The sequence below is a fragment of the Streptomyces sp. 8N706 genome, assembly GCF_052245415.1.
Lineage (GTDB): Bacteria > Actinomycetota > Actinomycetes > Streptomycetales > Streptomycetaceae > Streptomyces.
Map to the genome: position 1 here is coordinate 52,889 of NZ_JBQQBW010000022.1, position 25,731 is coordinate 78,619.

Annotated in this window: 24 protein-coding genes; 7 read left to right on the plus strand and 17 right to left on the minus strand. The window is 71.1% G+C overall.

Features of this window, described 5'->3' with window-relative positions; all coding sequences use genetic code 11:
• Positions 1–196 precede the first annotated feature (196 nt).
• Positions 197–799 carry a TetR/AcrR family transcriptional regulator gene (locus ACTWQE_RS11380; protein ID WP_443328758.1) on the minus strand — a complete coding sequence of 201 codons (603 nt, stop codon included), beginning with the start codon at positions 797–799 and terminating at the stop codon, positions 197–199.
• An 834-nt stretch (positions 800–1,633) separates the two neighbouring features.
• Here ACTWQE_RS11380 and ACTWQE_RS11385 point away from each other — a divergent pair.
• Both ACTWQE_RS11385 and ACTWQE_RS11390 read left to right on the plus strand, forming a co-directional pair.
• Entirely contained in the window at positions 1,634–2,116 is a 483-nt protein-coding gene (locus ACTWQE_RS11385; RefSeq protein WP_443328759.1) for a hypothetical protein, read from the plus strand.
• Positions 2,117–2,301: 185 nt separating this feature from the next.
• Positions 2,302–3,069: a class F sortase gene (locus tag ACTWQE_RS11390; protein WP_443328760.1), complete on the plus strand. Its 768-nt coding sequence runs from the start codon at positions 2,302–2,304 to the stop codon at positions 3,067–3,069.
• A 222-nt stretch (positions 3,070–3,291) separates the two neighbouring features.
• On the opposite strand, the gene ACTWQE_RS11395 is transcribed toward ACTWQE_RS11390, so the two are convergent.
• The 5 genes from ACTWQE_RS11395 to ACTWQE_RS11415 form a co-directional block, all read right to left on the minus strand.
• Positions 3,292–3,786, minus strand: coding sequence for a hypothetical protein (locus ACTWQE_RS11395; RefSeq protein ID WP_443328761.1), 495 nt, complete (start codon positions 3,784–3,786; stop codon positions 3,292–3,294).
• 85 nt (positions 3,787–3,871) lie between these two features.
• Positions 3,872–5,116 (minus strand): DUF6777 domain-containing protein, encoded by a 1,245-nt coding sequence (locus ACTWQE_RS11400; RefSeq protein WP_443328762.1) that lies wholly within the window; start codon positions 5,114–5,116, stop codon positions 3,872–3,874.
• A 142-nt stretch (positions 5,117–5,258) separates the two neighbouring features.
• Positions 5,259–7,907, minus strand: a complete 2,649-nt coding sequence (locus tag ACTWQE_RS11405; protein WP_443328763.1) for a LuxR C-terminal-related transcriptional regulator — start codon at positions 7,905–7,907, stop codon at positions 5,259–5,261.
• 266 nt (positions 7,908–8,173) lie between these two features.
• Positions 8,174–8,698 carry a hypothetical protein gene (locus tag ACTWQE_RS11410; RefSeq protein ID WP_443328764.1) on the minus strand — a complete coding sequence of 175 codons (525 nt, stop codon included), beginning with the start codon at positions 8,696–8,698 and terminating at the stop codon, positions 8,174–8,176.
• A 261-nt stretch (positions 8,699–8,959) separates the two neighbouring features.
• Entirely contained in the window at positions 8,960–9,223 is a 264-nt protein-coding gene (locus tag ACTWQE_RS11415; RefSeq protein WP_443328765.1) for a UBP-type zinc finger domain-containing protein, read from the minus strand.
• Positions 9,224–9,524: 301 nt separating this feature from the next.
• Between ACTWQE_RS11415 and ACTWQE_RS11420 the strand changes: the two genes are divergently transcribed.
• Positions 9,525–9,812, plus strand: coding sequence for a hypothetical protein (locus ACTWQE_RS11420; protein ID WP_443328766.1), 288 nt, complete (start codon positions 9,525–9,527; stop codon positions 9,810–9,812).
• Positions 9,813–10,067: 255 nt separating this feature from the next.
• Here the strand turns inward: ACTWQE_RS11420 and ACTWQE_RS11425 are convergent, their stop codons facing one another.
• A complete protein-coding gene (locus tag ACTWQE_RS11425; protein WP_443328767.1) occupies positions 10,068–10,484 on the minus strand; it encodes an arsenate reductase ArsC in 417 nt (138 codons plus the stop codon).
• A 70-nt stretch (positions 10,485–10,554) separates the two neighbouring features.
• Here ACTWQE_RS11425 and ACTWQE_RS11430 point away from each other — a divergent pair, with 70 nt between their 5' ends.
• Together ACTWQE_RS11430 and arsB are read left to right on the plus strand one after the other, a co-directional pair.
• Positions 10,555–10,869 (plus strand): ArsR/SmtB family transcription factor, encoded by a 315-nt coding sequence (locus ACTWQE_RS11430; protein ID WP_443328768.1) that lies wholly within the window; start codon positions 10,555–10,557, stop codon positions 10,867–10,869.
• The gene (gene arsB, locus ACTWQE_RS11435; RefSeq protein WP_443328769.1) at positions 10,860–11,969 is read left to right on the plus strand and encodes an ACR3 family arsenite efflux transporter; all 1,110 of its coding nucleotides are present in this window, start codon (positions 10,860–10,862) and stop codon (positions 11,967–11,969) included. The genes ACTWQE_RS11430 and arsB overlap by 10 nt, the downstream gene beginning before the upstream one ends.
• 301 nt (positions 11,970–12,270) lie before the next feature.
• Here the strand turns inward: arsB and ACTWQE_RS11440 are convergent, their stop codons facing one another.
• The 3 genes from ACTWQE_RS11440 to ACTWQE_RS11450 all read right to left on the minus strand — a co-directional run bounded on the left by ACTWQE_RS11440 (position 12,271) and on the right by ACTWQE_RS11450 (position 16,341).
• Positions 12,271–12,636, minus strand: coding sequence for an ArsR/SmtB family transcription factor (locus ACTWQE_RS11440; RefSeq protein WP_443328770.1), 366 nt, complete (start codon positions 12,634–12,636; stop codon positions 12,271–12,273).
• A gap of 331 nt (positions 12,637–12,967) precedes the next feature.
• Positions 12,968–14,506 (minus strand): UvrD-helicase domain-containing protein, encoded by a 1,539-nt coding sequence (locus ACTWQE_RS11445; RefSeq protein WP_443328771.1) that lies wholly within the window; start codon positions 14,504–14,506, stop codon positions 12,968–12,970.
• A gap of 413 nt (positions 14,507–14,919) precedes the next feature.
• Entirely contained in the window at positions 14,920–16,341 is a 1,422-nt protein-coding gene (locus tag ACTWQE_RS11450; protein WP_443328772.1) for a peptidase C39 family protein, read from the minus strand.
• A 266-nt stretch (positions 16,342–16,607) separates the two neighbouring features.
• Here ACTWQE_RS11450 and ACTWQE_RS11455 point away from each other — a divergent pair, with 266 nt between their 5' ends.
• Positions 16,608–17,204, plus strand: a complete 597-nt coding sequence (locus ACTWQE_RS11455; RefSeq protein ID WP_443328782.1) for a uridine kinase family protein — start codon at positions 16,608–16,610, stop codon at positions 17,202–17,204.
• 497 nt (positions 17,205–17,701) lie between these two features.
• Positions 17,702–19,603 (plus strand): AAA family ATPase, encoded by a 1,902-nt coding sequence (locus ACTWQE_RS11460; RefSeq protein WP_443328773.1) that lies wholly within the window; start codon positions 17,702–17,704, stop codon positions 19,601–19,603.
• A gap of 276 nt (positions 19,604–19,879) precedes the next feature.
• Here the strand turns inward: ACTWQE_RS11460 and ACTWQE_RS11465 are convergent, their stop codons facing one another.
• The 7 genes from ACTWQE_RS11465 to ribA all read right to left on the minus strand — a co-directional run.
• Complete coding sequence (locus tag ACTWQE_RS11465; RefSeq protein ID WP_443328774.1) at positions 19,880–21,022, minus strand: hemolysin family protein; 1,143 nt, start codon at positions 21,020–21,022, stop codon at positions 19,880–19,882.
• Positions 21,019–22,344 (minus strand): hemolysin family protein, encoded by a 1,326-nt coding sequence (locus ACTWQE_RS11470; RefSeq protein WP_443328775.1) that lies wholly within the window; start codon positions 22,342–22,344, stop codon positions 21,019–21,021. The genes ACTWQE_RS11465 and ACTWQE_RS11470 overlap by 4 nt, the downstream gene beginning before the upstream one ends.
• Before the next feature lie 235 nt (positions 22,345–22,579).
• Positions 22,580–23,044, minus strand: a complete 465-nt coding sequence (locus tag ACTWQE_RS11475) for a PH domain-containing protein (RefSeq protein ID WP_443328776.1) — start codon at positions 23,042–23,044, stop codon at positions 22,580–22,582.
• Positions 23,045–23,123: 79 nt separating this feature from the next.
• Positions 23,124–23,972 (minus strand): ATP phosphoribosyltransferase, encoded by an 849-nt coding sequence (hisG, locus tag ACTWQE_RS11480; protein WP_443328777.1) that lies wholly within the window; start codon positions 23,970–23,972, stop codon positions 23,124–23,126.
• A gap of 94 nt (positions 23,973–24,066) precedes the next feature.
• Positions 24,067–24,339 carry a phosphoribosyl-ATP diphosphatase gene (locus ACTWQE_RS11485; protein ID WP_443328778.1) on the minus strand — a complete coding sequence of 91 codons (273 nt, stop codon included), beginning with the start codon at positions 24,337–24,339 and terminating at the stop codon, positions 24,067–24,069.
• Between the two features lie 59 nt (positions 24,340–24,398).
• Positions 24,399–24,884, minus strand: a complete 486-nt coding sequence (ribH, locus tag ACTWQE_RS11490) for a 6,7-dimethyl-8-ribityllumazine synthase (RefSeq protein ID WP_443328779.1) — start codon at positions 24,882–24,884, stop codon at positions 24,399–24,401.
• Positions 24,885–24,972: 88 nt separating this feature from the next.
• On the minus strand, positions 24,973–25,731 hold a 759-nt coding region (gene ribA, locus ACTWQE_RS11495; RefSeq protein ID WP_443328780.1), incomplete at its 5' end, for a GTP cyclohydrolase II.

Below are 25,731 nucleotides of genomic sequence, written 5' to 3' on the forward strand. Positions count from 1 at the left end.
GGCCGCCGCTCGGGCGATCTCGTCAGCTGCTCCGACTCCGGCCCCGCGCCAGTGGCCCGTACGTCGCTGCCCCGGGTCGGCCGGGCCCTGGACGCAGGGCCCTCTCCGTAGTAGAAGTCCGCCGCCCCGGGCTCGTCCTTGGCATCCTCCCGGGCCTCGCGCAGCCGGTGCGGGCTCCACGGCGACTGACGGGGAGTCAGTCCTGGTGGAGGAGGACGTGGAGCATGGTGTTGAGGTAGAGCCGCTGGTCGTCGGTGGTGGCGGGGAGCATCCGCGGCACCGCGTGGATCAGTTGGATATGGCCGAGGTGGGTGGTGTAGGCCAGCAGCCCGCGGCGCTGTGCCTCGTCCGGCGAAAAGCCGAGGTCGGTGAAGATCTGGGTGAGGAAGTCGACCCGACGCTCGGTCACCCGCTGGAGTACGGCCGCGACCTGGGGGTGGGAGGCGGAGGCCAGCAGCGTGACTTCTACGGGGTCTCCGGCGACGGCCGCGGGTACCGCCTTGAACAGGCTCCGGAGTCGCCGCCTGGGGTCGGATTCCGTCTCCACCTGCTCGATGACGTGCTCGGTGTTGATCTCTTCCCAGCGGGTGAGTGCGGCCTCCACCAGGGCTTCCCGGTTGGGGAAGTGCCAGTAGAAGCTGCCTTTGGTGGTTCCCAGGCGCTTGGCGAGCGGTTCGACGGCGACGGACGCCAAGCCGCCGTCGCCGATCGCCGCGAGTGCCGCGTCCGTCCAGTCCCGCGCGGTCAGTCGCTGACGCCCCCGGTCCTGGGGCGGCCGTTGTTCCCGGTGTTGCGCCATAAGGCCGTACGCTAGCGTATGGAAGCTGCCGGGCCGCGCCGTGTCCGGATCGCGCTTCGAGGCCGCGTGCGCCGCCTTGGTGTGCTCGGGCCCCGACGAGGACGCCGGTTGAGCCCGGCCCGTACGGCGGTCGGGCCCTGTTGGTGGGCCGGTCCGGTCCGGCCCGTACGGCGATCGAGCCCGGCCGGTCCCCGCCTCGCACGCCCGTGCGCCGGTCCGGTCCCGCCCGTACGGCGGTGGAACCGCGGGCCCTACGCCGGTCCGGTCCGGCCCGATCCGGATGGCCGGCCGCCACGTGTGAGAAGAGCGACTGCGCAGGCTCCGCCCGCGCCGACGGACAGGATGAACCGCCGCAAACGCCCATGCCGCAGCAGATCGCTATGGCGACGGGAGGTCAGCAGGGGAAGCGGCTGGACCGTACGGACCGCACGACCGGTGCCCAGCTCCGAACGCCCCATGGGTGCCTGACCGTTCACTCGAATCCCGCCCTTGAGTGTCGGACGGCAGCCGGAGCCCGGTGTGTGCGCCCCCGTCCGCCGCACCTCCGCATACCGGAGCCGGGTCGCCGGGTTGCGGTCGGCATCCACCGGTCCCCGGCGCTGCCGCCCCGCGCACGCCTCTACCCCATCGCGATGGCGTCACCGCGGCGCCGCGCCGTCCAATGGGTGATTATGTCGCCGTTCACCACCCGTTGAGCCTACGAGGTCCCTCGAATGCGGACTTCTCCGGTGGTGCGGGGTCGTGATCGGGCTGAGGGTGATGACGTCGCCACTGCGATCCGATGAGCCGACGACGTGTCAGCCGTCGCAGTCTGCGGCGAAAGGAATCGGTCTCATGCGCACTGCCCGCACCCTCTTCGCCTCAGCCGCCATCACCGCGGTCCTCGCCATCTCCGCCCCTGCCGCGAACGCCGTGGTCATGGCCGACGACTGGGGTCCCGATGGTGGCTCGTCCTCCAGCGGGGACAAGGAGAGCTCCCGCAAGGACAGCGACCACGAAAAGTCATGGGAAGGCCGCAGGCCCCACGGCGGCGTGCACACCGGCGGCGGCGCCCTCTCCCTGACCAGGGCCGACGACTGGGACCAGAACGGCAACTCTCCCTCCAGCGGGGACAAGGAGAACTCCCGCAAGGACAGCGACCACGAAAAGTCATGGGAAGGCCGCAGGCCCCACGGCGGCGTGCACACCGGCGGCGGCGGCCTGGCGCAGTCCGGTGGCGGCCTGGCTGCCGGCGCGGTGCTGGTGCTCGGTGGTGCCGGCGCCGGTGCGTACATCGTGCGCCGTCGCCGCAATGCTGCCGGTCCTGCAGCCGCCTGAGCAGGCGGTACCCCTGGTGGGTCGCGGTGCGGTCGCGGCCACCGTCCCCGTCGGCGGTGGCCGCGACGCCTGCGTTTCCGCCGCCGCGAAACCCTCGCTCCGCCGCCCGGCGCCCTGCCGCGCCCAGCCCGGTCGCCCAGTCAGCCGCGTCACCCGGTCCCCCCGCTCACGAAAGGCACCGTTCCATGCCGCCCCGCAGGCCACCCCAGTCAGTAGCGCCCCGGACGGCGCCCGCCTCCCGTTCCCTCGGCCGGGCCCTGCTGTGGCCCGCTGCGGCGGTGGGGCTGGGCATCCTCATGGTCCATCACTCCTTCGACGACTCCGCAGCCGATGCCAAGCCGCAGCCCCGTCCCGCGGCCGTCGCGACGGCCACCCCCGAATTCGACACCCCTGACTACGCCACCACCGAATTCGACACACCCGACTTCGACACACCCGGCCTCGGCCCCTCCGGAATCGGCACCCCGTCCGCCGCTCCCGCGCTGCGCCGCTCCACGCCGAAGCGGCTGTCCATTCCGGAGATCGCCGTCGACGCACCTTTCACCCCACTGTCCCTCGGAGCGTCCGGCCGGCTCAACGCACCGCCCGCCACGAACACCAATCTCGTCGGCTGGTTCCGGAGCGGTGCCACACCCGGCGAACGCGGCTCCGCGATCGTCGCCGGGCACCTCGACACCAAGACCGGTCCGGCGGTTTTCGCGCGGCTCGACCGGCTCGGACCCGGCAGTACGGTCGACATCACCCGGGAAGACGGCACCGTGGCGAGGTTCACCGTCGATTCCGTCGAAACCTTCAGCAAGGCGAGATTTCCCGATGACCGGGTCTACGGTGACACCGCCTCCGCGCAGCTGCGCCTGATCACCTGTGGTGGCGCATACGACAAGAAGGCCAAGGACTACGTCGACAACGTGGTGGTCTTCGCTCATCTCGCCTCGTCACGCCCCGCCGCCTGAACCGCGTGTACCGCAGACGCCGTGATGGTGCGCCAGAGGTACGGTGCGAGCGGCGGGACGCGACCGGTGGCCGTCGGAAACCGCCTGCGCGGGCCCCGGCGGCCGGGATGTCCGGCCGCGGGAACCGGAGGCGGTCCCGGCCGCTTCGGGGCGGCCCCGGGTTCGACGCGGCTCCTCGGACTCGAGACCGGACAAACGCCAGGACCGCGTTGACGCCATTGTTCAGCGCACCCGGACGGTGACGGGATAAGTCCAGCCCTGACGGCTGCTGCCGTTGTTGTCGTAGCCCTCGACGATGAAGAAGAAGCGGAACCCTTCACTGCTGCCGATATCGCTCGGCGGGGAGAGCGGGCCGTACCATCCGAACGTCCGTCGGCCGTCCACCTCGACGTCGTTCTGCGCCCACCGATCCGGCGGGTCGGGAATCGCGCTGGTCGTCAGGCACCAACGGACAATGAAGCGGTCGTAATGGAAGGGATCGGTCGGCCCCCAGGCGAACACGGCCTGCCGGTCCTGCTGGTACGCCGCGACGGTCATTTTCGGGCCCTGGTCCGGCGTCCACGCGATATTGCCGTGCTCGAACGCCTGATAGTGGCCGTTCGCTGCCGAGAAGCCGTGGCCTCCCCTCAAGGGTTCGGGGTGCGCGATGGGCTTACCGAGAACCCCACCCAGGGCGTGCCACCGCTCTGCGATCGCACCGGAGACGATGTCGGGCATGAGTTCACTCCTCTTGAGAGACACCAGCATTCTTGGGCGGCCGGCACGCTCGGCCGACTGGGCCGACTGGGCCGACTGGATCGGCTCAGGCTTGGTCGTCACCGGTACCGCCGGAGGAACCATCGGAATCAGCCGCGCCGTTGGCGGCCCCGCCGCCCTCGGATGCGCCCGCGTCGGCTCCTCCGCCTTCGGATGTGCCGGCATCGGCCCCGCCAACATCGGCCCCACCCGCGTCCGTCCCGCCCGCGTCCGTCCCGCCCGCATCGGTCCCGCCGGCGTCCGTCCCCGCCGAGTCATCGGTCGGCGGGACCGAGGGCGAGGAGGAGGGTGACTCCGTCCCGGACGGGGTCCCGCTCCGGGCCACCGTGAGCGTCACCGTCGAGCCGCGGGCCACCTGCTCGCCCGCCGCCGGGCTCTGCTCGAGGACGGTGCCGGGCCCGGCGCTGTCGGACGGCCCGTCGCCTTCGGTCGTTCGCACCTCGAAACCAAGGTCCTCGAGAATCCGTGTGGCCTCCTGGACCGGCTTGCCCGTCACATCGGGAATCCCGGCCTCGGCAGGCTCGGCGTCGGGGTCGTCGGGCAGCGGCTCGTCCTCCGCGCCGTCCGTCCCGGCAGGCCGCTCCAGCCCCGCGCCCTTACGGTCGACGTCGACCAGTTCGTACGCCGTGACCGGTCGTTCCTCGGGCACGGGCTCGACCTTGACGACTTTCTCCTTCTCGTACGCCTTCCACTTCTTGTTCGTGCCCTCGAAATGCACGTCCGCGCGATCCACGTCGTACGCGAAAACGCCCAGCGGATTCCCGCAGCTGCACTTGACGACGGGGCGGCCGTACATGTCGACGAGGACGGCGATTCCCGCCTCCAGGAGTGCGTCGAAGGCTTCCGCCTTGCCCTTCTTGAAGTCGTGGTTCTTCACCAGCGTGTCGTTGCGCAGGACGACGGGTGTCAGCTTCTTCACGAATTTCTCGATCTCATGGACGTCGATGCCCTGGACCTTGGCCCATTCCAGGGCCTTCCGGTGGTTGGCGGGATCCTTGAGGAAGCGGACGAGCTTGCCCTTGAGGCAGCTCCTGCTCTTCCGTGATCCGCCGTACAGACCGGGCTTGTCGCCTTGTTTCGTACCGCCCTCCAGGGCCGGCGCCCCGTCGAGCAGGATGTCCGCGCCCAGGCCGAGTGCTTCCTCGAAGAAGGGTGCGGCGGCCGGGGCGCCCCGGGCGACTGCCTTGACACCGACCTTCCCGACCGAGCACCCCGTCGTCATCGGCGCGAGACCGATCAGAATCGCCGTGAGCGCGGCCACGCCACGCCTGATGCCCCGTAATTGCCTCATGCTCATGCCTCCCCCGGCAGCCAATGCCGCGCACTGAGCAGCTTGTTCGCGACGCTCGCCGGGCTCGCGCCGCGCAGCGCACCGTGCATGGCGGTGAGCGACAGCATCGCGCGGGTGTGCCGCCCCGCACACGAGTAGTGGACTACTCGACCGCGGACGAGGGGGCGCGCGGAGCGTCGTGATGGCCGGTGAAGAGCAGTTCATGCAGCTCGGCGCGGTTCGTGGTGCCGAGCTTGGCGTACGCGCGATAGAGGTGGCCCTCCACAGTACGTACGGAGACCACGAACCGGGCGGCGATCTCCCGGTTGGAGAGGCCCTGGGCGGCCAGTATGACGGCCTCCCGCTCCCGGTCCGTCAGCGTCAGCGGCCGGCCGGCGGCGATCAGCGCGGGTGTACGGGCCCCTTCGCACGCGTCCGCGAGCTGGTGTGCCTTCGCGGCCGCCGACTGCGCGGCGGCGCTCCTGCCCTGACGGCGGTGGACGGCCGCGGCCTGGGCTGCCGCGTCCACGGCAGCCGGCAGGTCACCCATGCGCAGCAGCTCCGTCGACGCAACGGACAGAGCGGAGGCGTCGTCGGCCGCCAGCGCCGCGGACTGGGCGGCCGCGACCGGTGCACGGGGGCCGTCCAGCATCGGGGCCAACTCGGCGAGCCGGCCGGCGCCTGTGCGGTCCCCCAGTCGTACGGCGGTGTGCAGCGCGAACAGCTCGCACCCCGGCCGGCCGGACGCCAGCGAGGCCGCCTGGCGCGCCAGGGCGACGGCCTCGCCGACCGCACCCTCGGCGGCCGCCACCCAGGCCCGGGCCAGCACGCACTCCGTGTCCAGGAACGCGACCCCCGGGTGCCTCTCCGCCTCCATCTCCGTCAGCGCCTGCCGGGCCGCCTTGGCGTCGCCGGTCAGGGCCAGCGCCTCCGTGAGGCTCATCAGACACCGGACGACGAAGCCCTGGTCCATCGGTGCCAGCCCCGCCCGGGCCTCGCGCAACAGGCGCACGGCGCTCCGCAGCCGCCCCCGGTAGAGCGCGGCGTGTCCCAGCAGAGCCACACCCATCGGCTGCAAGGGCCCGGGGACTTGGGCGCTCAGACGCTGGCGGGCCCGCGCGATGTCCTCGACCTCGTCCAGTCGGCCGACGATCCGCAGCCCGATCATGTGCAAGTCGCTGAGTCCGAAGGCCGGCACCGCGGCGTCGAACGACCGGGCGGCGGCGGTGTAGGCACGGGAGGCGGCCGTACCGATCCCGTCCGCGCGGCCGAGAGCACCGAGCCCGCCGACGACTCCGAAGGAAGCCATGACGACGGCCTGGTCGGGCAGCGCCTCCCAGGCGAGCGCGGACCTCCCCCGCTCCACGGCGGCGTCCGCCCGGCCCAGAAAGGCGTCGAAGGCCGCCCGGACTGCGCCGAGCACATGCTGAGCGCCGAGATCGGTGACGCGGGCCGCCGCCTCGTTCAGCACCGTCTCGGCCCCGGCGGGGTCGCGCCCCGACCAGAACATATTGGCTGCACGCGGGACCGCGATCATCACGCGTACGTCGTCCGTGGCGGCCTCGCGGGAGAGGGAGGCCAGTTCCGCTTCCGCCTCCGCGGGCCGGTTGAGCCATGACAGAGCGGAGGCCAGGCTGAGCCGCGTATCGAAGCCTCCGCCGCCGCGGACCGCCGCCCGGGCGAGCCGCTCGGCCAGCGTCAGGTCGAGCAGCCCGATGGCGTGCTGGGCGGCATCGGTGAGGAGCCGTGGATCGGGGGCGAGGTCGGAGTCCACCACGAGGATGGCTCGGCGCAGTACGTCATCGGCACGCCTGCCTCCGGTGGCGGCCAGCGCGGTCGCGATCCGGCCCCGGAGCCGACGGGTCGCCAGCTGTCCCAGGCGCTTGCGCTGCAGCTCTCCGTAGAGAGGGTGGGCGAGCCGCGCCTCCAGCCGCGAGCCGTCCCGCTCGACGCAGACCAGACCGGACTCCTCGGCCCGCTCCACCGCACCGGGATCGACGATCTTTCCCAGCAGGGCGACGCCCAGGGGCTCACCGAGGGCGAGTACGTCCACCACCCGGCGTACGGACTCCGACAGCTGGCCCATGCGCGCTGCCACCAACTCACCGAGCACCGGGGACACTTGCGGCGTACCGGACCAGCGCCAGATGCCTCCGGCCCTGTGCAGCCGCCGCGACTCCAGCTCCCCGTCGACGAGGTGCCGCAGGAACAGCGCATTGCCGCGCGTCAGCGCCCACATCCGGGCGGCGCCGGCGCTGTCCACGGGCCCGGCCAGCGCCGCCTCCAGCAGCGCGGCCGACTCCGGCTCGGACAGCGGCCGGACGTCCAGACGGTCGAGGAGGCCGTCCTTCCACAGCGCCGTCACCGCGTCCGGCGCCTGGGCCCCGGCGCGCAAGGTGACCACCAGGGTCACCGCACGCGTCAGCGCCAGCTGGTGCACCAGGAGCGAGGAGAGTTCGTCCAGCAGATGCGCGTCATCGACCCCCACCACGACGCCTCCGCGGCCCGCCCGGGCGAGCAGCGCCGCAAGGGCCTGCTGCACCATATGAGCCGGATCCGGGCCCGCCGCACCCAGCAGCCCCGAGAACGCCCCCAACGGCAGCGACCGCGCCGAGGCGGTTGCGGCCGCCCACGCTGTGGCCGCCCCGCGCCGGCCGGCTGCCGCCAGCGCCTCCTGCGCCAGCCGCGTCTTACCGACCCCCTGCTCACCGGCCAGCACGACTCCACGTGGCTGCCCGTCGGTACGCCGCATTCTCGACTCGATGAAGAGAAGCTCCTCATCCCGCCCCGTCATCGGCCAGCCATAGCCCATGCCCAGAACAGTATGGGGATGTGGGTTCCACGCCCATACGCTGCTCGAACTCCACAATGCAGCGGTCGAAGAACAAACTCAGTACGTGTTCTTTTGCAAGGCTGGGTACTCCTTTTGATCGATCGTTGGCGGACGGGGTCTGGCGGCGGTCCGGTTTCGCTGGTTGCTGTTCCTCCGTGACCAGGCGTGTCATGTCACGGTGGGCGTACGCCCGGCCGGCTCACAGTCCGTTGGCCGCTCGTCCCACTCGGCCGTGCGGTCAGGCCCTACTCCGCGTCCGGTCCCTGCGCGCGTACTCTCCGCACGTGTTCGAGGGAGTCGCGCAGCTCGGTCAGCCAGGTGTCCGCGTTGCGCTGGACCAGGCGTACGCACCAGGCGAGGGCATCGCTGCGGCTGCGGGCGACGCCCCCGGCGATCAAGGTGTCCAGCACCTGGCGCTCCGGCTGCCGCAGCCGGGTCATCACCGGTGCGGCGACGTTGGTGAACAGGGCACGCCTGCCGCCGCATTCCACGCCCCACGAGACCTTGCGCCCGTAGCGCCGCTCGGCCTCGCGGGCGACTCCCATGCGTTCGTCCCGGGTGCGCTCCCGGAACTCCGCGATGCGCCCGTCGAGGGCCGCGTCGCGTTCGACCTGTGACGCCTCGGCGCCGAGGTCGGGCTCCGGGATCCGGCCGATGACAGTGATCTCCTCACGGTCCGCGGTCACGTCCAGGAGCTCGACGAACAGTCCGTCCGGCAGCCGCCCGGCGAACCAGCCGCGCAGTGCCTCCTCCTGCTCTTTCGTAATCATGTAATTCACGTTACGCCGAGCCTTCGCGAAGGCAAGGGGGTACGCCGACGGCAGAAGCCACGGCCGGGCCGGCGGAGCCGGTCGCCGCGGTCGGTGCCGCCCTTCCGGAGGGCTCTCCGGAAGGGCGGCAGGCCCTGACACAGCGCAGCTCTCCGTCGCTGCCCGGCATCCGGGGCCGGATCCGTCCGCCCCGGTGGTCGTTCAGGTGTCCTCGGTGTCGCGCTTGTGCGGCGGGTTCCGGCCCGGTGTCGTCGTCCGTCGTCAGACCAGCGCCTCATGGACGAAGCACCACCGCCAGTCCTCTCCCGCTTCCATGGAGGCCACGATGGGGTGGGCCATGGTTCCGGCGTGGGCGCGGGCGTGTTTGAGGGGCGAGGAGTCACAGCAGCCGACGTGGCCGCAGGTGAGGCAGATCCGCAGATGTACCCACGGGGACCCGATGCGCAGACATTCCTCGCACCCCTCGGGGGTGCGGGGGGTCACCGGGCGCACCATGGTCAGATGCGGATCGGCATGGGTTGCCATGGTCATTTCCCTTCCGCGGCGGTACGGCCGGCTGTGGCCTGTTCGACCCAGGAGCGCAGCGCGTGGCGGGTGCGGCACCGGTCTTCCGGTCGGCCACGACCCCCTCTCACCGCCGCCTCCGGCGTACGCATTGTGCATATGCCCGCCCGCAGGTTTCGGCACTCGCGGGCGGGCGTCCGATTCCCACGGCATGCACAGGACGCTCCGGATTCCCGGGCGAAGCCGCACCAGCACTCTTCACGGGCAGAAAGGGCGCGGCGGGCCTAGGCTGACACCACAGGCGGCACTGCGGAGGTGGGTCATGGGCCGTAGCCACCATTTCCGTCTCGATCACGCCGGCCACTCCATCACGGTGAACGTTGGGCCCGGTCGGACGAGCCGGATCGAGCTGCTGGTCGACGGCAAGGAAGTCTTCCTTCAGCGTGGGCACGGCACAGGGACAAGCGTGCTGAACGGTGAATTGCCCGGCGAGCCGCCCGTCCCGTTCCGGGTCCTCGTGCATCAGCCACGGCTCGGGGCGCTCATCCCCAGGTGCACGCTGGAGCTGAACGGCGTCGAGCAGCCCATTCCGGAGCGCGCGGCGGTGTGAGGCGGCCGGATCAACCGACCCCGGGCCCCTTCGGGCGTCGGGGCCTGCCGGGCCTCGGACCTGCCGGCCCGGGAACATGGGACGAAGACCGCGGCGCCGATCGCTGGGCCTGTACACCGCGTACAACGTCGCCGCCACCCCGGCGTCGGTCCCGGCCGGTCGCCTGGCCGACCAACTCGGCGCCCGCGGCCCGGTCCTGGTATTGGCCGGTGGCGTGGCCGCGTCCGCCCTTGGCGTACGGGATGTTCGCAGCGGTCACTTGTTGGTGCCCGCTGGGGCGATCTCGGAGATCAGGCCCTCGATCCGGGTCTTGATCTCGTCCCGGATCGGGCGTACGGACTCCACGCCCTTCCCGGCCGGGTCCTCCAGCTGCCAGTCCAGGTACTGCTTGCCCGGGAAGACGGGGCAGGTGTCACCGCAGCCCATGGTGATCACTACGTCGGAGGCCTGGACCGCGTCGACCGTGAGGACCTTGGGAGTCTCGGCGGTGATGTCGATGCCGACTTCCTTCATGGCCTCGACGGCGGCCGGGTTGACCTGGTCGGCGGGTGTGGAGCCGGCGGAGCGGACCTCGACGCGGTCGCCTGCCAGGTGGGTGAGCCAGGCAGCGGCCATCTGGGAACGCCCGGCGTTGTGGACGCAGACGAACAGGACGGAGGGCTTCTCGGACATCAGGTCTCTCTCTTCATACGAGGGCCGGGGCGGGTGGCATCAGCACCAGCTGATGTGACAGTATCAGCCCATGATGACGTCAGTCGACACTGATCTGATCCGGGTCCTCGCCGACCCGCTCAGGCTGCGGATCGTGACCCTCCTCGCACACGAGACGCTGTGCACCACCCACCTCGTAGAGGAGACGGGTGCCCGGCAGACCAACCTCTCCAACCACCTGAGAGTGCTGCGCGAGGCCGGAGTCGTGGATACCGAGCCGTGCGGCCGGTACACGTACTACAAGCTGCGCCCTGACGTCCTCGAAACGCTGGCGGGCTCCTTCGCCGCGCTCGCCCAGACCGCCCGTACCACCCTTGCCGCCGAAACGAAAAGGTCATGCCCGTGACCGGCACCGAACCTGTCACCACTGCCGCGCCATCCGATCCGGGTGGCGCGACTGTTGTCGCCAAGCTCTCGACCCTCGACCGCTTCCTGGCCGTATGGATCCTGATCGCCATGGCCCTCGGACTGGGGCTGGGTCGTGTCATCCCAGGTCTGAACGACGCCCTGGCCAAGGTCGAGATCGGCGGGATTTCCCTGCCGATCGCGGTCGGCCTGCTGATCATGATGTACCCGGTGCTGGCCAAGGTCCGCTACGACAAGCTGGACGCGGTCACCGGCGACAAGCGGCTGATGATCTCCTCACTGGTGATCAACTGGGTCCTCGGGCCCGCGGTGATGTTCGCCCTCGCCTGGATCTTCCTCCCGGACCTGCCGGAGTACCGCACCGGCCTGATCATCGTCGGCCTGGCTCGCTGCATCGCGATGGTCATCATCTGGAACGACCTGGCCTGCGGCGACCGCGAGGCAGCCGCCGTCCTGGTGGCGCTGAACTCGATCTTCCAGGTCATCGCTTTCGGCGTGCTCGGCTGGTTCTACCTCGACCTGCTGCCCGGCTGGCTGGGCCTCGGTGACGGCGAGCACCTGGACATCTCGATGTGGAAGATCGCACTGAACGTCGTCATCTTCCTCGGCATCCCGCTGCTGGCCGGTTTCCTCACCCGCCGCCTGGGCGAGAAGAAGCTGGGCCGCGAGAACTACGAGCAGCAGTTCCTGCCGAAGATCGGGCCGTTCGCCCTCTACGGCCTGCTGTTCACCATCGTCATCCTCTTCGCGCTGCAGGGGAAGACGATCACCAACCAGCCGCTGGACGTCGCCCGCATCGCCCTGCCGCTGCTGGTGTACTTCGCGCTGATGTGGTTCGGCACCTTCGCCCTCGGCAAGGCGATCGGCCTGGCATACGACCGCACCGCCACCCTGGCCTTCACCGCGGCGGGCAACAACTTCGAACTGGCCATCGCGGTCGCCATCGCCACCTTCGGCGTCACCTCCGGGCAGGCCCTCTCCGGCGTCGTCGGCCCGCTGATCGAGGTGCCGGTGCTGGTGGCGCTGGTGTATGTCTCGCTCGCCTGGCGCCGTGGATTCACCGCGTCCGCCACAGCCTGACCGGGCACGCGTGACGATGGCCCGTTGCCTCCACCGGGCGGCAACGGGCCCTCGGCGTGTTCTCGCGCCATGGTCCGCTGGGTGGACTCCGCCACCGCGTCAGGGAGGGCTGCTACGCAGGGATCCGCAACCCCAACGGCAGGTGGGAGTCCCGAAGGTGGCGTTCCCTTCATCGATGCCTGCCTGGTAAAGAGCCAGGACTTCCTCTGCGTGCGCAGCCGTCACAGGCCCGACGACGGCCGCCGCCGGGCCTGTGGGCATGGACACGTAATGCGGCTCCTGGAGGGAGTGGGGTGGAGGATCAGTCAGCGGCGGCGGTGGTCAGCAGCTGCCCCATCGCTGCCAGCACCGCCGGTTCGACGCGGTAGTAGACCCAGGTGCCGCGCCGCTCGGAGGAGAGCAGCCCGGCCTCTTTGAGCTTCTTCAGGTGGTGGGAGACGGTCGGCCCCGAGACGCCGACGTCGGAGATGTCGCACACGCACGCTTCACCGCCCTCATGGGAGGCGACGAGTGAGAACAGCCGCAGTCGGACGGGGTCGCCGAGCGCCTTGAACATCTTCGCCGTCCGCTCCGCCTCCTCGGCGGTCAGGGGGCGTTCGGTCACCGGGGGGCAGCACGGAGCCACGGTTTCAGGCTCCAACAGCGGCAGTACCTGCGTATTCGACATGGGTCTACTTTGGCATGCGTCGAAGCATTACGACCAGGACGCCCAGCTCCTGCACCGGCGAGGCGGGCAGCCCGAGAGGTACAGACAACCGCCCCCGGGCGACTCCACTAGCCCATTCCGGGCAGGTCAGCGGGGCCCGAGGCCGTACGCGGTGGACGGCCGACCAGGTCCACTTGCAGCCAAGATCCTCAGCCGTGGCATCGATCCGGCCTTGCTCTGGGTGCTTGCCGTCATCGGCTCTGACGTCACCGTCCCCGTGCAGTGCCCGCGTCCTGGGCTCCACGGTGGCAGAGGCCACTGACAATGCCGCCGGGCCGCCTCCCGTCCCTTTTCAGTGCGGCGCGGGCCCCAACGCGTCCCACCCTGAGGGACGTTCGGGGTCCTGCGGCGGCCGTGTGCCACCGGGGTTACCGTCCGGGTGCCGGTTGATCCAGGACAGACCGCCCAAGTCGAGGCTGTGCCGGGCCCGTGTGACGGCGACGTAGGCGAGACGAGCCTCAGCGTCGTCGATGTCGCCGGGCAGCGGATCCCCGTTCTCGTCGGTCTCTTCCTGGTCGACCGGTTCCTCGAAGTCCTCGCCGATGCGTACGGAAGCCCATTCACGGCCCTTGGACTTGTGGGCCGTGGAGACGACGATCTCGGCCCCTTGCTCGACCGCGAGCCGGTCCACCGCTTCCAGGATCACCTCCACCCCGTGCTCGTCGACCAGGTCGACCAGCGGCAGCAAGTCGCGCCCGGACGGGTCGTACTCGGCGTACTCCTGGAGCTCGCCCCAGTTCTCGAAGAGGATGAGCTCGGGGTGGGTGCTGCGTTTACCGGCCTTCAGATCGCGCGCTGCCCGAGCCAGGGCCCGCAGCGCGTCGCCGCCGCCGACCAGCGCGACGCGGCGGCCGGCCTCCAGTTGGCGCATGACTTCGAGCATGGCGCCGACGTTGGACCGGCACAAGATCGCGTCGGGCTGCTCCAGACGTTCGAGCCGGGTGTTGATGGCCGGGGTGCCGGTCAGACGGATCGGGGAGTCGACGATGTGCAGCCACCGGTTGGCTTCCTCGGCCAGCGCGGCACCGAAGCGGAACGACTGGGACAGGGCCAGCTGACTGCCGTCGAAGTCGCTCATCACGTCCCTCGCCCCGCGCCAGCCGTAGATGGCCTGGGCGGAGTCGCCGACCATCACCAGCTGGCAGTGGTCCCGCTGGGCGTTGAAGATCTGCTCGACCACGGGGTTGGTGTCCTGGGCCTCGTCCAGCAGCAGGAAATCCGCTTCGATCCTCGGCTCGGTCAGTGCCCAGATCTTCAGGTAGTGGTCATGGTCGAAGCGGACGACGCCTTCCTGGGGGTTCTGGAGGTCGTCCCATGCCTTGGCCGCGTACGGCAGGACGATGTCCACGAGCTGGGCGTGCAGGTCCTCGGCCTCGACGCCGCGCAGGCGGGGAACATGGTGCCGCTTGAGGGTGCGCTCCGCGGACTGGCAGAAGCGGGTGACGGTCCGCAGCACCGTGTAGGAGAGCGCCTTGTTGGTGACCTTGCGTTCGCCGATCCGGACCCTCATGTTGATGCTGATGCCCAGGGAAGCCCCGGTCTTCCAGCCCGGCACCCGGGGCGCGTTCATCCGGGACCGGTACTTGTGACCCACGGCGGCGAAGGCGAGCGAGTGCGCGGTCTTGCACCGCACATTGCCGGGAAACCTGCGGGCGGCGTCGTTCGCAATCGACTTGTTGAACGCGATGTACCGGCCGGGCTTGGTGGTGCTGGCCGCGAGCATCGCCAACGTCGTCGTCTTCCCAGTTCCGGCGCCGGCCTGTAAGACCAGGTGGTCCCCGCGTCGGAAGGTATCGACGGCCGTTCTCTGCTCAGGGGTGGGTACGGGCATCGTGCTCCTCAAAAAGGGTGCGGCTTCATAGCGCAATCGCACGGTGACACGAGGAGAGGACCCACGTCCGTGCGATCACAAAATCCGCGCCCATGACGCAGGGCCCAGCCACAAGACAGCGTGCGCCCGCTACGGCTGCCTGGAGCCGCGTCAGCCAGGGTTCACCCGCTCGCCGCCCTGGCACGGCCTCCCCCAGCCACCGCTGGGAGGTACCCCCAGCTGCGTTGCCCAAGAAGGAGCCGGCGGGCCGGCGCCTTCGCTTCGGCCAGGCGGTGGGCCACCTGACCTTGAGCAACGGTGTTCCCCTCCGCGAGGTGTCCCGCTGGATGGGGCACAGCTCCATCCAGATCATGGAGGACCGCTGCGGCCACCTCAGCCCCGACCGCAGCCGGCGCTGCCGTCAGGACCGGGGCTCAGCGGATGCCCAGCTCCCGCAGTGCCCGGGCCTGGGACGCGGTCGGCCTGGCCGGCCAGTAGAGGTACGCCACGCCTCCCGTACCGCTTCTGACCTTGCCGTCCGCCCCGTAGCGCTTCGTCCTCAGCCAGATGTTTTCGAACTGGCGGCGCTTGTAGACCCGACGGACCGCGTCATTGCTGTCGCTCGCCGGGTCGTTGGCGATCACATCGCCGCCGGCCGTGAAGCCCGCCACGCACATCAGATGGCCCGCCGTGCCGTAGCCGGCGCCGTCGAGTTCCTCCTCGAGGAACGACTGGGAGGTGATGACCGGGATACCCGCGCGGATCAGCTTTTCGACGTCGTTCAGGGAGCCGAGGCGGGTGATGATGCCCTGCATGTCGCGGTACGTGGCGGCGTACGCGGCGTTGAACGGCCAGTTGCCGCAGCCCTCGTACTGGTAGTCGAAGGTGTGGCGCGCGGCATGACAGACCTGCGGGTCGGCGTATTCCGGCTTGACCCAGGCCAGGTCCTCCTCGGTGGGCTTGCGGCCCCAGAACTCCAGGACCATCTGCGAGGAGGTGGGACTGCACCAGGCCTCGCCGCCGTTGTCGTACTCCGGGTACTGGCCGACGTGGATGTTCTGCGAGTAGCGCGGCACCTTCAGCTCCCTGCCCGCCGCCGGCCCCGGCGTCGAGGCCGGCACGGTGAAGCGGTCCGGGAGGTCCGAGGCCATCGCGCCGAGCCGCCACACCGTCGGTGTGCTGTCGCTCCCGGGCTTGCGGTGCAGGGTGAGCCTCAGCCGGTACGAGGCGAGGCGCAGGCCCCCGGTCGTGTCATCGATCGAGAGGGTGTCGGTCCAGATGGTGCTCCGGCCGTCGGTCTGGTCGTCGACCGAGGTCCTCCGGATGTCCGCGTCACCCGCCGCCCAGCGGCCGAGCACGTACCAGGGTGTGTCCTTGCCGTCGGTGTACGTGCCGAGCAGCTCGATCTGGATCCAGGTGCCCGCCGGTGTACGGGCGTTCCAGGAGGCGACGACCTCGCTCGCCGGGGTGGCGGGCTTGCGGACCGGCGAGGTCCAGGTGGCGTACTCCCAGGTGGCTGTCCTGCCGGTGTGGGGGTCGGTGTAGTCCGTGACTCCGGCCGGGGCGCCGATGACGACTCCGGCCCGTGCGCCCGCAACGGCGCGGGCGCCGTTCGCGGCGCCGGAGCGCCAGTCGGTGTACGTGGTCCAGCCGTGGTAGTCCACGCGGGCGGCCCCCCTCGCCGAGCCGGATCCGGTGCCGGAACCCGAGCCGGATCCGGTGCCGGCGGTCGTGCCGGTTCCCTTGGCCGTGGAGGAGGCGGCCGGCGCGGCCAGTGCCGAGGGTGCGGCCGCCGCCCCCGCCGCCGCCGCGAGCGCGGCGGCCAGCACGGTGCGACGTGGAGTGGGTCTGGTCATGGCGGGGGTCCCCCAGTCGTCATCACGTGGACGGCAGGTGCACGACAGCCGTTCAACTATCGCCGCTCCGGGTTCGCCAGGCCAGGGCATCCGCACGCGTCGCCGTACCAATATTGGTGGAGACCACTGGCGTGACCAGGGACGGGACGGACGACGAGGGGGGCACGGGCACCCGCCGTAGGGTGAGCCACGTGGACCAACCGCCCCCACCGACGCCACCGCCCCCGCCGGAACCGACGTCACCGGACCCGACCCCGCCGGAACCGATGCCGCCGGCCGCCCCGGCCTCCCTCGACGCTCTCGCGGTCCGGCTGCGCGCCCTGTCCCCGTCCTGCGGTCCGGTGCGGCTTGTCGCGGTCGACGGCCACGCCGGGTCCGGAAAGAGCACCTTCGCGGCCCGGCTCTCCGCCGGGCTCGGTGGCGCGCCGATGGTGCATCTGGACGATCTGGCCACCCACGACGAGCTGTTCGCGTGGACGGGGCGGGTCCGCGAACAGATCCTCACCCCTCTCGAGCACGGCACGGCCGCCCGGTACGGCACCTACGACTGGGTACGGCGACGCTTCACCCATGAGGAGGAACTGCCGCCCGCGCCGGTCGTCCTGATCGAGGGCGTCGGGGCCGGGCGCCGCGCCCTCCGCCCCTATCTGGCGTGTCTGCTGTGGATGGAGGTGCCGGAGTACACCGCCTGGGAACGCGGCCGGCTGCGTGATGGCCCCGGCCTGTCCGGATTCTGGACCGGCTGGATCCGAGCGGAGCAACGGCATTTCACCGCCGATCCCTCACGCCCGTACGCCGATGTGCTGGTACAGCAGAGACAGGAGGGGTACGTGTTGCGTGCGGGGCCGATTGCGACCGCATGAGCGGCTCATTCCTTCACTCTGTGTGACAGGGTGCGCCTGGGGCGCGGCCCCGCTCGGGGAGAACTCCGGGCAAGTGCCCCAACTCGGCTTGACCTGGGGGCCGTACAGGTCTTACGTTTTCACCGTGCGGCCGTGAGGCCGACCACAGACGCGAAGCCCCCGGTTGTTCCCCCGTGATCGGGGGCTTCGTTCTGCCCGGACCCGGCCAGGATCCACGCAGGTGCCCCAAATCGGGCGCACCGCGCCCCCGGTTCCTCACCCTCCGTCACCACTCCCTCAAGGCTCTCCTCCGCCCCGCGTATGCCCACCGGCCGCGGTCGTCAGCGGGCCGCTTCTCCGATCGGCAGCGCGCCACCCTTCGGCGACGGGTGACGACGCAGGTACGATGCGTTCCGAGAGATGAGACAACTCCCGTTCACAGCGCGGCGGTTCGGCAAGTCCGCCGCCCGGCACACGCCCGGCGGCACACCACGGGGGCACGGTTTGTGGGGGACCTGATGGACTTCGGCATGCGGCACGGCTCGGACGCCCCGGCCGATCTCGCCTGGCTGCGTGCCGTCGATGCCTACACGATGGGTGCGTACGCCCAGGCCGAGGAGGAGTTCCGGGCCGCGGTGCGCATCGACCAGGGGATGGCCGACGCCTGGCTCGGCCTGCACGCGCTCCGCGTCGACACCACGACCGCGCTGCTGCGGATGTACCGCCACCGGGACCGCTTCGGTGAGCAGCGCGCCCGCCACCGGCGCACACTCAACTCCTGGTACTGGCTCGGCTGGTGGGTCCAGCCCGTTCTGGAGAGCCCCCGCGACCTGCTGCTCGCCCACGCCTCCCACTGGCTCGACGGCCGCCACGTTCCGGAGCTCGACCGGTCCCTGGCCGGCTGTCCGCCCGTGGATGCCGACCGCCAGGTGCGGTTTCTGCACGCCTGCCGCGCCTATCTCGTCAAGGACTGGGAGCAGCTCGTACGGCACACCGAGCCGCTGCTGGACGACCCGCTGCTGGGCATCGAGGCGGGGCTGTTCGGCGGTATGGCCCGGGTCCGGCTGGAGATGTACGGCCAGGCCGAGCCGCTGCTCTCGGCGGCCCTGATGCGCTGCCGCAGCGAGCAGCCGCAGCGCAAGGAGCTGCGGTACTGGCTGGCGCGGGCGCACGAGGGCACCGGCCGCAGCGCCGCCGCGCTGCCGCTCTACCGGGCCGTGCACCGGGTCGATCCGGCGTTCATGGACACCGCGGCGCGGCTCGCCGCGATCGCCGAGGGGGACGGCCTGGAGGAGTCCGGCGATCTGGCGCCGGTGTCGCTGGCGGGGATCGGCCAGGACGCCCTCGACGCGACGACCGACCCCGATCTGCTCTCCTCCGACGCCGGCGCCGAGGGGCGGGAGCTGCCGACCGTGCCGGATCCGGACGAGCTGATTCCAGGCATGGCCCCGGTGGATGCCGACGCCGTGCGGGAGAAGGCCGTCCTCCCGGTCAAGCCGTCCCCGTCCCAGCTGCCGCCGGGCCCGCCCGATCCCGTACTGCTCCAGCAGGCACTGGCCGAGCTGGAGCGGATGGTCGGGCTGGAGCCGGTGAAGCGGCAGGTGCGCGCCCTGTCGGCGCAGCTCCATATGGCGCGGCTGCGGGCCGGTCAGGGCCTGCCCGTCCAGCCGCCGAAGCGGCACTTCGTCTTCTCCGGGCCGTCCGGGACGGGGAAGACCACGGTGGCCCGGATCCTCGGGCGGGTCTTCTACGCCCTCGGGCTGCTCGGCGGCGACCATCTGGTCGAGGCCCAGCGCGCGGATCTGGTCGGCGAGTTCCTCGGCCAGACCGCCGTGAAGGCCAACGAGCTGATCGACTCGGCGCTCGGCGGGGTGCTCTTCGTCGACGAGGCGTACAGCCTGTCCAACACCGCCTACAGCAAGGGCGATGCCTACGGGGACGAGGCGTTGCAGGTCCTCCTCAAGCGCGCCGAGGACAACCGCGACCGCCTGGTCGTCATACTCGCCGGCTACCCGGAGGGCATGGACCGGCTGCTCACCACCAACCCGGGGCTGGGCTCACGCTTCACCACCCGCGTCGACTTCCCCAGCTACCGGCCGCTGGAGCTGACGAAGATCGGCGAGGTGCTGGCCGCCGAGAACGGCGACTGCTGGGACGAGGAGGCCGTCGACGAACTGCGCAGTATCAGCGGGCACGTCGTCGACCAGGGCTGGATCGACGAACTGGGCAACGGCCGGTTCCTGCGCACCCTGTACGAGAAGAGCTGCGCGTACCGCGATCTGCGGCTGTCCGGCTACAGCGGCGCGCCGACCCGCGAGGATCTGGCCACGCTGCGGCTGCCGGACCTGATGCAGGCGTACGGCGAGGTGCTCTCGGGCCGGGGCCCGCTGGGCCGCGGCCCCCAGGACCCCCTCGCCTGACGGCGGGCTCCGTCCGCGTCAGGGGCGCCACAGTACGCCCCGGTGCGGTCGGCGCTCTCGTCCCGGCTACGGCGGGGCGCTGTCGGTGGCAGCGCTTCTGTACGTGCTCGCCACGACCGGCGCAATGGCCTTCGCACCACGACGCCGAGAGCCCCGTTCACGCAGACCGGCGCTGCCGGAACGCCGCCCGGCTCCCACCACCCGCAGCTGGTGGGAGCTCGGTACCCTCCGGTCCGTACGGCACTGTCCGTACGGCACCTGCCCGCCGCGGCGGGCTCAGCCGACTCGTGCCGAGACGGACCGTTCGGGCGACGACGGTGTGTCGTGGCCGGATGTGGGCGTGCGCTGGGGCGAGACCCGGGCGTCCGGCCGGCGTGCGGAGCGCGCCGGGCGCCGGTGCGCGGGGTCGCGGACCTCGCCGACGAGCATTTCGAGGACGTCCTCGAGGGCGACGAGTCCCAGCACCCTGCCGGACCCGTCGACGACCTGGGCGAGATGGGTGGCCGCCCTGCGCATCACGGTGAGCACGTCGTCGAGCGGCAGCTCGGCGCGGAGTGTGGTCATCGGCCGCCACACGCGCTGCGGCACCGCACGGTCCGACTCCTCCAGGTCCAGGACGTCCTTCACATGCACATAGCCCATGAAGGCGCCGCCGGAGGCGACCACCGGGAAGCGCGAGTACCCGGTGCGTACGGTCAGCTCCTCGATGCGCCGCGGCGTCACCGACGGATCGACGGTGACCAGTCCGGCCCGGTCGAGCAGAACGTCGGTGACGGGCCGACTGCCCAGTTCGAGGGCGTCGGCCAGCCGCTCCTGCTCACCGGGGTCGAGCAGCCCCGCCTGCCGGGAGTCCTCCAGCAGGTGGGTGAGCTGTTCGCTGGTGAACACCGCCTCCACCTCGTCCTTCGGCTCCACACGGAACAGCTTCAGGACGAGCCGGGCGCAGGCGCCGAAGAACGAAGTCACCGGGCGGCAGAGCCGGGCGAAGGCGACCAGGGCGGGGCTGAGCCACAGCGCGGTCTTCTCGGGGGCGGCCATGGCGAGGTTCTTCGGCACCATCTCGCCGATGACGAGGTGGAGGAAGACCACGAGCGCCAGCGCGATGGCGTATCCGAGGGGGTGGATCACTCCTTCGGGCAGATGCGCGGCGTGGAAGACCGGCTCCAGGAGGTGGGCGACGGTCGGCTCGGCGACCGCGCCGAGGGTGAGCGAGCAGACGGTGATGCCGAACTGGGCGGCAGCCATCATCTGGGGCAGGTTCTCCAGCCCCTGGATGACGGTGCGGGCACGCGAGGACCCTTCGGCGGCCAGCGGTTCGATCTGGCTGCGGCGTACGGACACCAGGGCGAACTCGGCGCCCACGAAGAAGCCGTTCCCGAGAACCAGCAGAACGGCGAAGAGAAGTTGCAGCACGTTCATCGCGGGGCCGCCTTCACGCTTTCGTACCGGGCGATCCGGACCCGCTCGGCGCGGTGGTGCTCGACCATCCGCACCCCCAGCCGCCAGCCCGGAAGCTCGGCCGTGTCCCCCGGTGCCGGGATCCGCCCCAGCAGGTCGGCGACCAGGCCCGCCACCGTCTCGTACGGCCCGTCGGGCGCATCGAGGCCGATCCGCCGGAGGGTGTCCACCCGGCAGCTGCCGTCGGCGTCCCAGAGCGAGCGGCCCTCCTCGGCCGGTATCGCGACCAGCTCGGGCAGGTCGTCCCCGTCGTGCTCGTCGCGGACCTCACCGACGAGTTCCTCGACGATGTCCTCCAGGGTGACGACTCCGGCCGTGCCGCCGTACTCGTCGACGACCACGGCGATCGGCTGGTCGCTGCGCAACTGCTCCAGCAACGGCTGGACGGGCAGGGTCTCCGGTACGAGGAGCGGGGCCACCGCGATCCGGCCGACGGGGGTGCGCAGCCGCTCGTGCCCGGGCACCGCCAGTGCGTCCTTGAGGTGGACCATGCCGACGACCTCGTCGAGCCGCTCACGGTAGACGGGGAAGCGCGAAAGGCCGGTGGCACGGGTGAGGTTGAGCACGTCCTCGGCGGTCGCCGAGGACTGCAGGGCGCTGACCCGCACCCGCGGGGTCATCACATGCTGGGCGGTCAGCTCGCCGAGGGACAGGGTGCGCACGAACAGGTCCGCGGTGTCCTGCTCCAGGGCTCCCGCCCGCGCGGAGTGGCGGGCGAGGGAGACCAGTTCATCGGGGGTACGGGCGGACGCCAGCTCCTCCGTGGGCTCGACGCCCAGCGCCCGTACGAGCCGGTTCGCGACGGTGTTGAGCAGCGCGATGACCGGCCGGAAGAAGCGGGAGAAGGCGTGCTGCGGGCCTGCGACGAAACGGGCGACCTGGAGCGGCCGGGAGACCGCCCAGTTCTTCGGCACCAGTTCGCCGATCACCATCTGGACGGCGGACGCCGTCAGCATGCCGACGACCACGGCGACGCCGGGCACGGCGCCTGCGGGGAGTCCGGTGGCCGCGAAGGGCCCGGCCAGCAGCCGGGCCAGGGCGGGTTCGGCGAGCATACCGACCACCAGGGAGGTGATGGTGATGCCGAGCTGGGTGCCGGAGAGCTGGAAGGACAGCTCGCGCAGCGCCTTCACCACGGTGCGGGCCCGGCGGTCACCGCCGGCCGCGGCGCGCTCGGCCTCGGGCCGTTCCACGGTGACGAGTCCGAACTCGGCGGCCACGAAGAAGCCGTTGGCGAGAATCAGAACGAAAGCCGCGGCGAGCAGCAGAAGGGGGAGGGTCATGCCGCCGCCTCAACGAGAGGGGCGGCGCAGGTACTACAGGACGATCCGTCCATTGCCGGGGGGTGTCACTCCTCGGTTAGCAGGTGGCCCCGCGGCTCGCGTATGCGTGCGGCCCGGGTGGGTGCGGGGCGGGGCGCGCCCACCGCGCCGCCATAAGACAGAGTAATCATTCGGAATTTGCCTGCGAAGGCGCCCGGGCCGAGAGCTGTGCGACAGGGCCCCGGGCGGCGCCCGCTCAGCCCTCGGACGACCCTGTGCCGTGGGCCTCCGCGAGGGCGCGGAGCGTACGGGCGTCTCTGATGGCCTGTGCCCGTGCGATACCGGGCTGGATGCCCATCGCGGGCAGGCTGGTGCCGTCGGCCAGGTCCAGATGGACCCAGGGGTCGCCGGGGCGGAGGTTGACCCGCAGGACCTCCGCCCACTCCAGGCGGCGCCTGGTCGTCAGATTGACCACGGTCACACCGCCGTGGTCGGCGACGACCTTGGGGCGGCTGAGCAGCAGCAGCACCAGGAAGAACAGCACCCCGGTGGCGATGAAGGTGATCCGCTCCCCCGGGCTCAGCGTGGGCAGCAGCAGCGCGATCACGGTGAGGACGGCGAGCAGTGCCACCCCGACGGTGAGCAGGACGACCCGGGTACGGGTCGGCCGGAAGGTGACGGGGAGCACGGGGAGCTCGGGCTGGGGCGCGGCGGCGGACACGGGTCGGTCTTCCTCGTTCGGTGAACGGCGGACAGCGGAGATCGGGCGGGGCGGACGGGGCCGGGGGGACGACGGCGGCTCAGAGGCGGCAGGCGTGGATGCCGGTGGTGAGGATCGCGCGGGCGCCGAGGTCGTAGAGCTCGTCCATGACCCGCTGGGCGTCCTTGGAGGGCACCATCGAGCGGACGGCGACCCAGCCCTCGTGGTGCAGCGGGGAGACCGTGGGTGACTCGAGGCCGGGGGTGAGGGCGACGGCGCGCTCGACCTGCTCGACGCGGATGTCGTAGTCCATCATCACGTAGCGCCGGGCGACGAGGACACCCTGCATACGGCGGAGGAACTGCTGGACCTTGGGATCGTCGGCGGGTGCCCCGGTGCGCCGGACGACGACGGCCTCGGAGCGCAGGATCGGCTCGCCGATGATCTCCAGACCGGCGTTGCGGAGGGTGGTGCCGGTCTCCACGACATCCGCGATGATCTCGGCGACGCCGAGCTGGATGGCGGTCTCGACCGCGCCGTCGAGCCGTACGACGGAGGCGTCGACGCCGTTGTCGGCGAGGTGCTGGGTGACCAGCCCGGAGAAGGAGGTCGCCACCGTCATACCGCCGAACTCGGTGACGTCCTTGGCCGTGCCCGGACGGGTCGCGTAGCGGAAGGTGGACCCGGCGAAGCCGAGCTGGAGGATCTCCTCGGCGTCCGCCCCGGAGTCCAGCAGCAGATCGCGCCCGGTGATGCCGATGTCGAGGCGGCCGGAACCGACGTAGACGGCGATGTCACGGGGGCGGAGGAAGAAGAACTCCACGTCGTTGTCGGCATCGACGAGGACGAGCTCGCGGCGGTCCTTGCGCTGCTTGTAGCCGGCCTCATGCAGCATCGCCGACGCAGGCTCGGACAGTGAACCCTTGTTGGGGACGGCGATGCGCAGCATGGAGCGGTTCCTTCACTTTCGGGCGTTGTGCCTGGTTTCTGGGGGTGAAAGCGGCGCGAGGGAGGGGCGGCTGCGCCCCCGCCCTCGTCGCGGCTCAGAGATGAGCGTATACGTCGTCGAGGGAGATGCCCCGGGCGACCATCATCACCTGCAGGTGGTAGAGGAGTTGGGAGATCTCCTCTGCGGTGCGGTCCTCGCCCTCGTGCTCGGCGGCCATCCACACCTCGGCGGCCTCCTCGACGACCTTCTTGCCGATGGTGTGCACACCCGCGGCCACCAGCTCGGCGGTGCGGGAGGTGCTGGGGTCGCCGGTGGCGGCCTTGTGCTGGAGCTCGGTGAAGAGCTCCTCGAATGTCTTGTTCGCCATGGTGCCCTTAACCTACCGGGTCCGCTGCGGACGGCGCTCAGCGCCCGCCGGGCCGCCGGTCAGCGCCATGGCTCGGCGACGGTACGCAGGGTGGCGGCGGTGGCCACGGCCGCGGTGACGGCTTCGTGGCCCTTGTCCTCCTTCGAGCCCTCCAGCCCGGCCCGGTCGAGGGCCTGCTGCTCGTCGTCGCAGGTCAGCACCCCGAATCCAATGGGGACTCCGGTGTCGACGGAGACCTGGGTCAGGCCCTGGGTGACGCCCTGGCACACATAGTCGAAGTGCGGCGTGCCGCCGCGGATGACGACACCGAGGGCGACGACCGCGTCGTATCCCCGGCCGGCGAGGACCTTGGCGACGACGGGAAGCTCGAAGCTTCCGGGGACGCGCAGCAGCGTCGGCTCGTCGATGCCCAGCTCGTGCAGGGCCCGCAGTGCGCCGTCGACAAGGCCGTCCATGACCTTCTCGTGCCACTGCGCGGCCACCACGGCCACACGCAGGTCGCCGCAGTTCTTGACGGACAGTTCGGGGGCGCCCTTACCGCTCACTTCTCTCCTCGGTGCTGATCGGTGCCGGCCCGGTTCCGGTGGGGTTCCGGTGGGTTCGCGGGCCCGGCGTGTTCTGGTGCTGGTGTGCTCACTGGTTGCGGCAGGCGGTGGGGGGTCCCCCCAGCGAGGCGAGGGGGAGCTCGCCGTCCAGCCACGGCAGTTCGTGCCCCATCCGGTCCCGCTTGGTGCGCAGATACCGGAGGTTGTGCTCGCCCGCCTCGACGGGCATCGGCTCGCGGCCGCTGATGCGGAGCCCGTGCTGGACGAGGGCGGCGGTCTTCTCGGGGTTGTTGGTCATCAGCCGCAGGCTCCGTACGCCCAGGTCGGCGAGGATCTGGGCGCCCGCGGCGTAGTCGCGGGCATCGGCGGGCAGGCCGAGTTCCAGGTTGGCGTCGAGGGTGTCGCGGCCGCGCTCCTGGAGCTCGTAGGCACGCAGCTTGGACAGCAGCCCGATGCCGCGGCCCTCGTGCCCGCGCAGATAGATCACCACGCCGCGGCCCTCGGCGGTGATCCGCCGCAGCGACTCATGGAGCTGGGGGCCGCAGTCGCAGCGCAGCGAGTGGAAGATGTCGCCGGTGAGGCACTCGGAGTGCACCCGTACGAGCACGTCCTCGCCGTCGCCCATCTCGCCCTGGACGAGGGCGATGTGCTCGACGCCGTCGACCGTGGAGCGGTAGCCGTACGCCTGGAAGTCGCCGAAGGCGGTGGGCAGCCGGGTCTCGGCCTCGCGCCGGACGGTGGGCTCCGCGGACCGGCGGTAGGCGATGAGGTCCTCGATGGAGATGATCGACAGTCCGTGCTTGCGGGCGAAGGGGACCAGCTCAGGCAGCCGCATCATCGTGCCGTC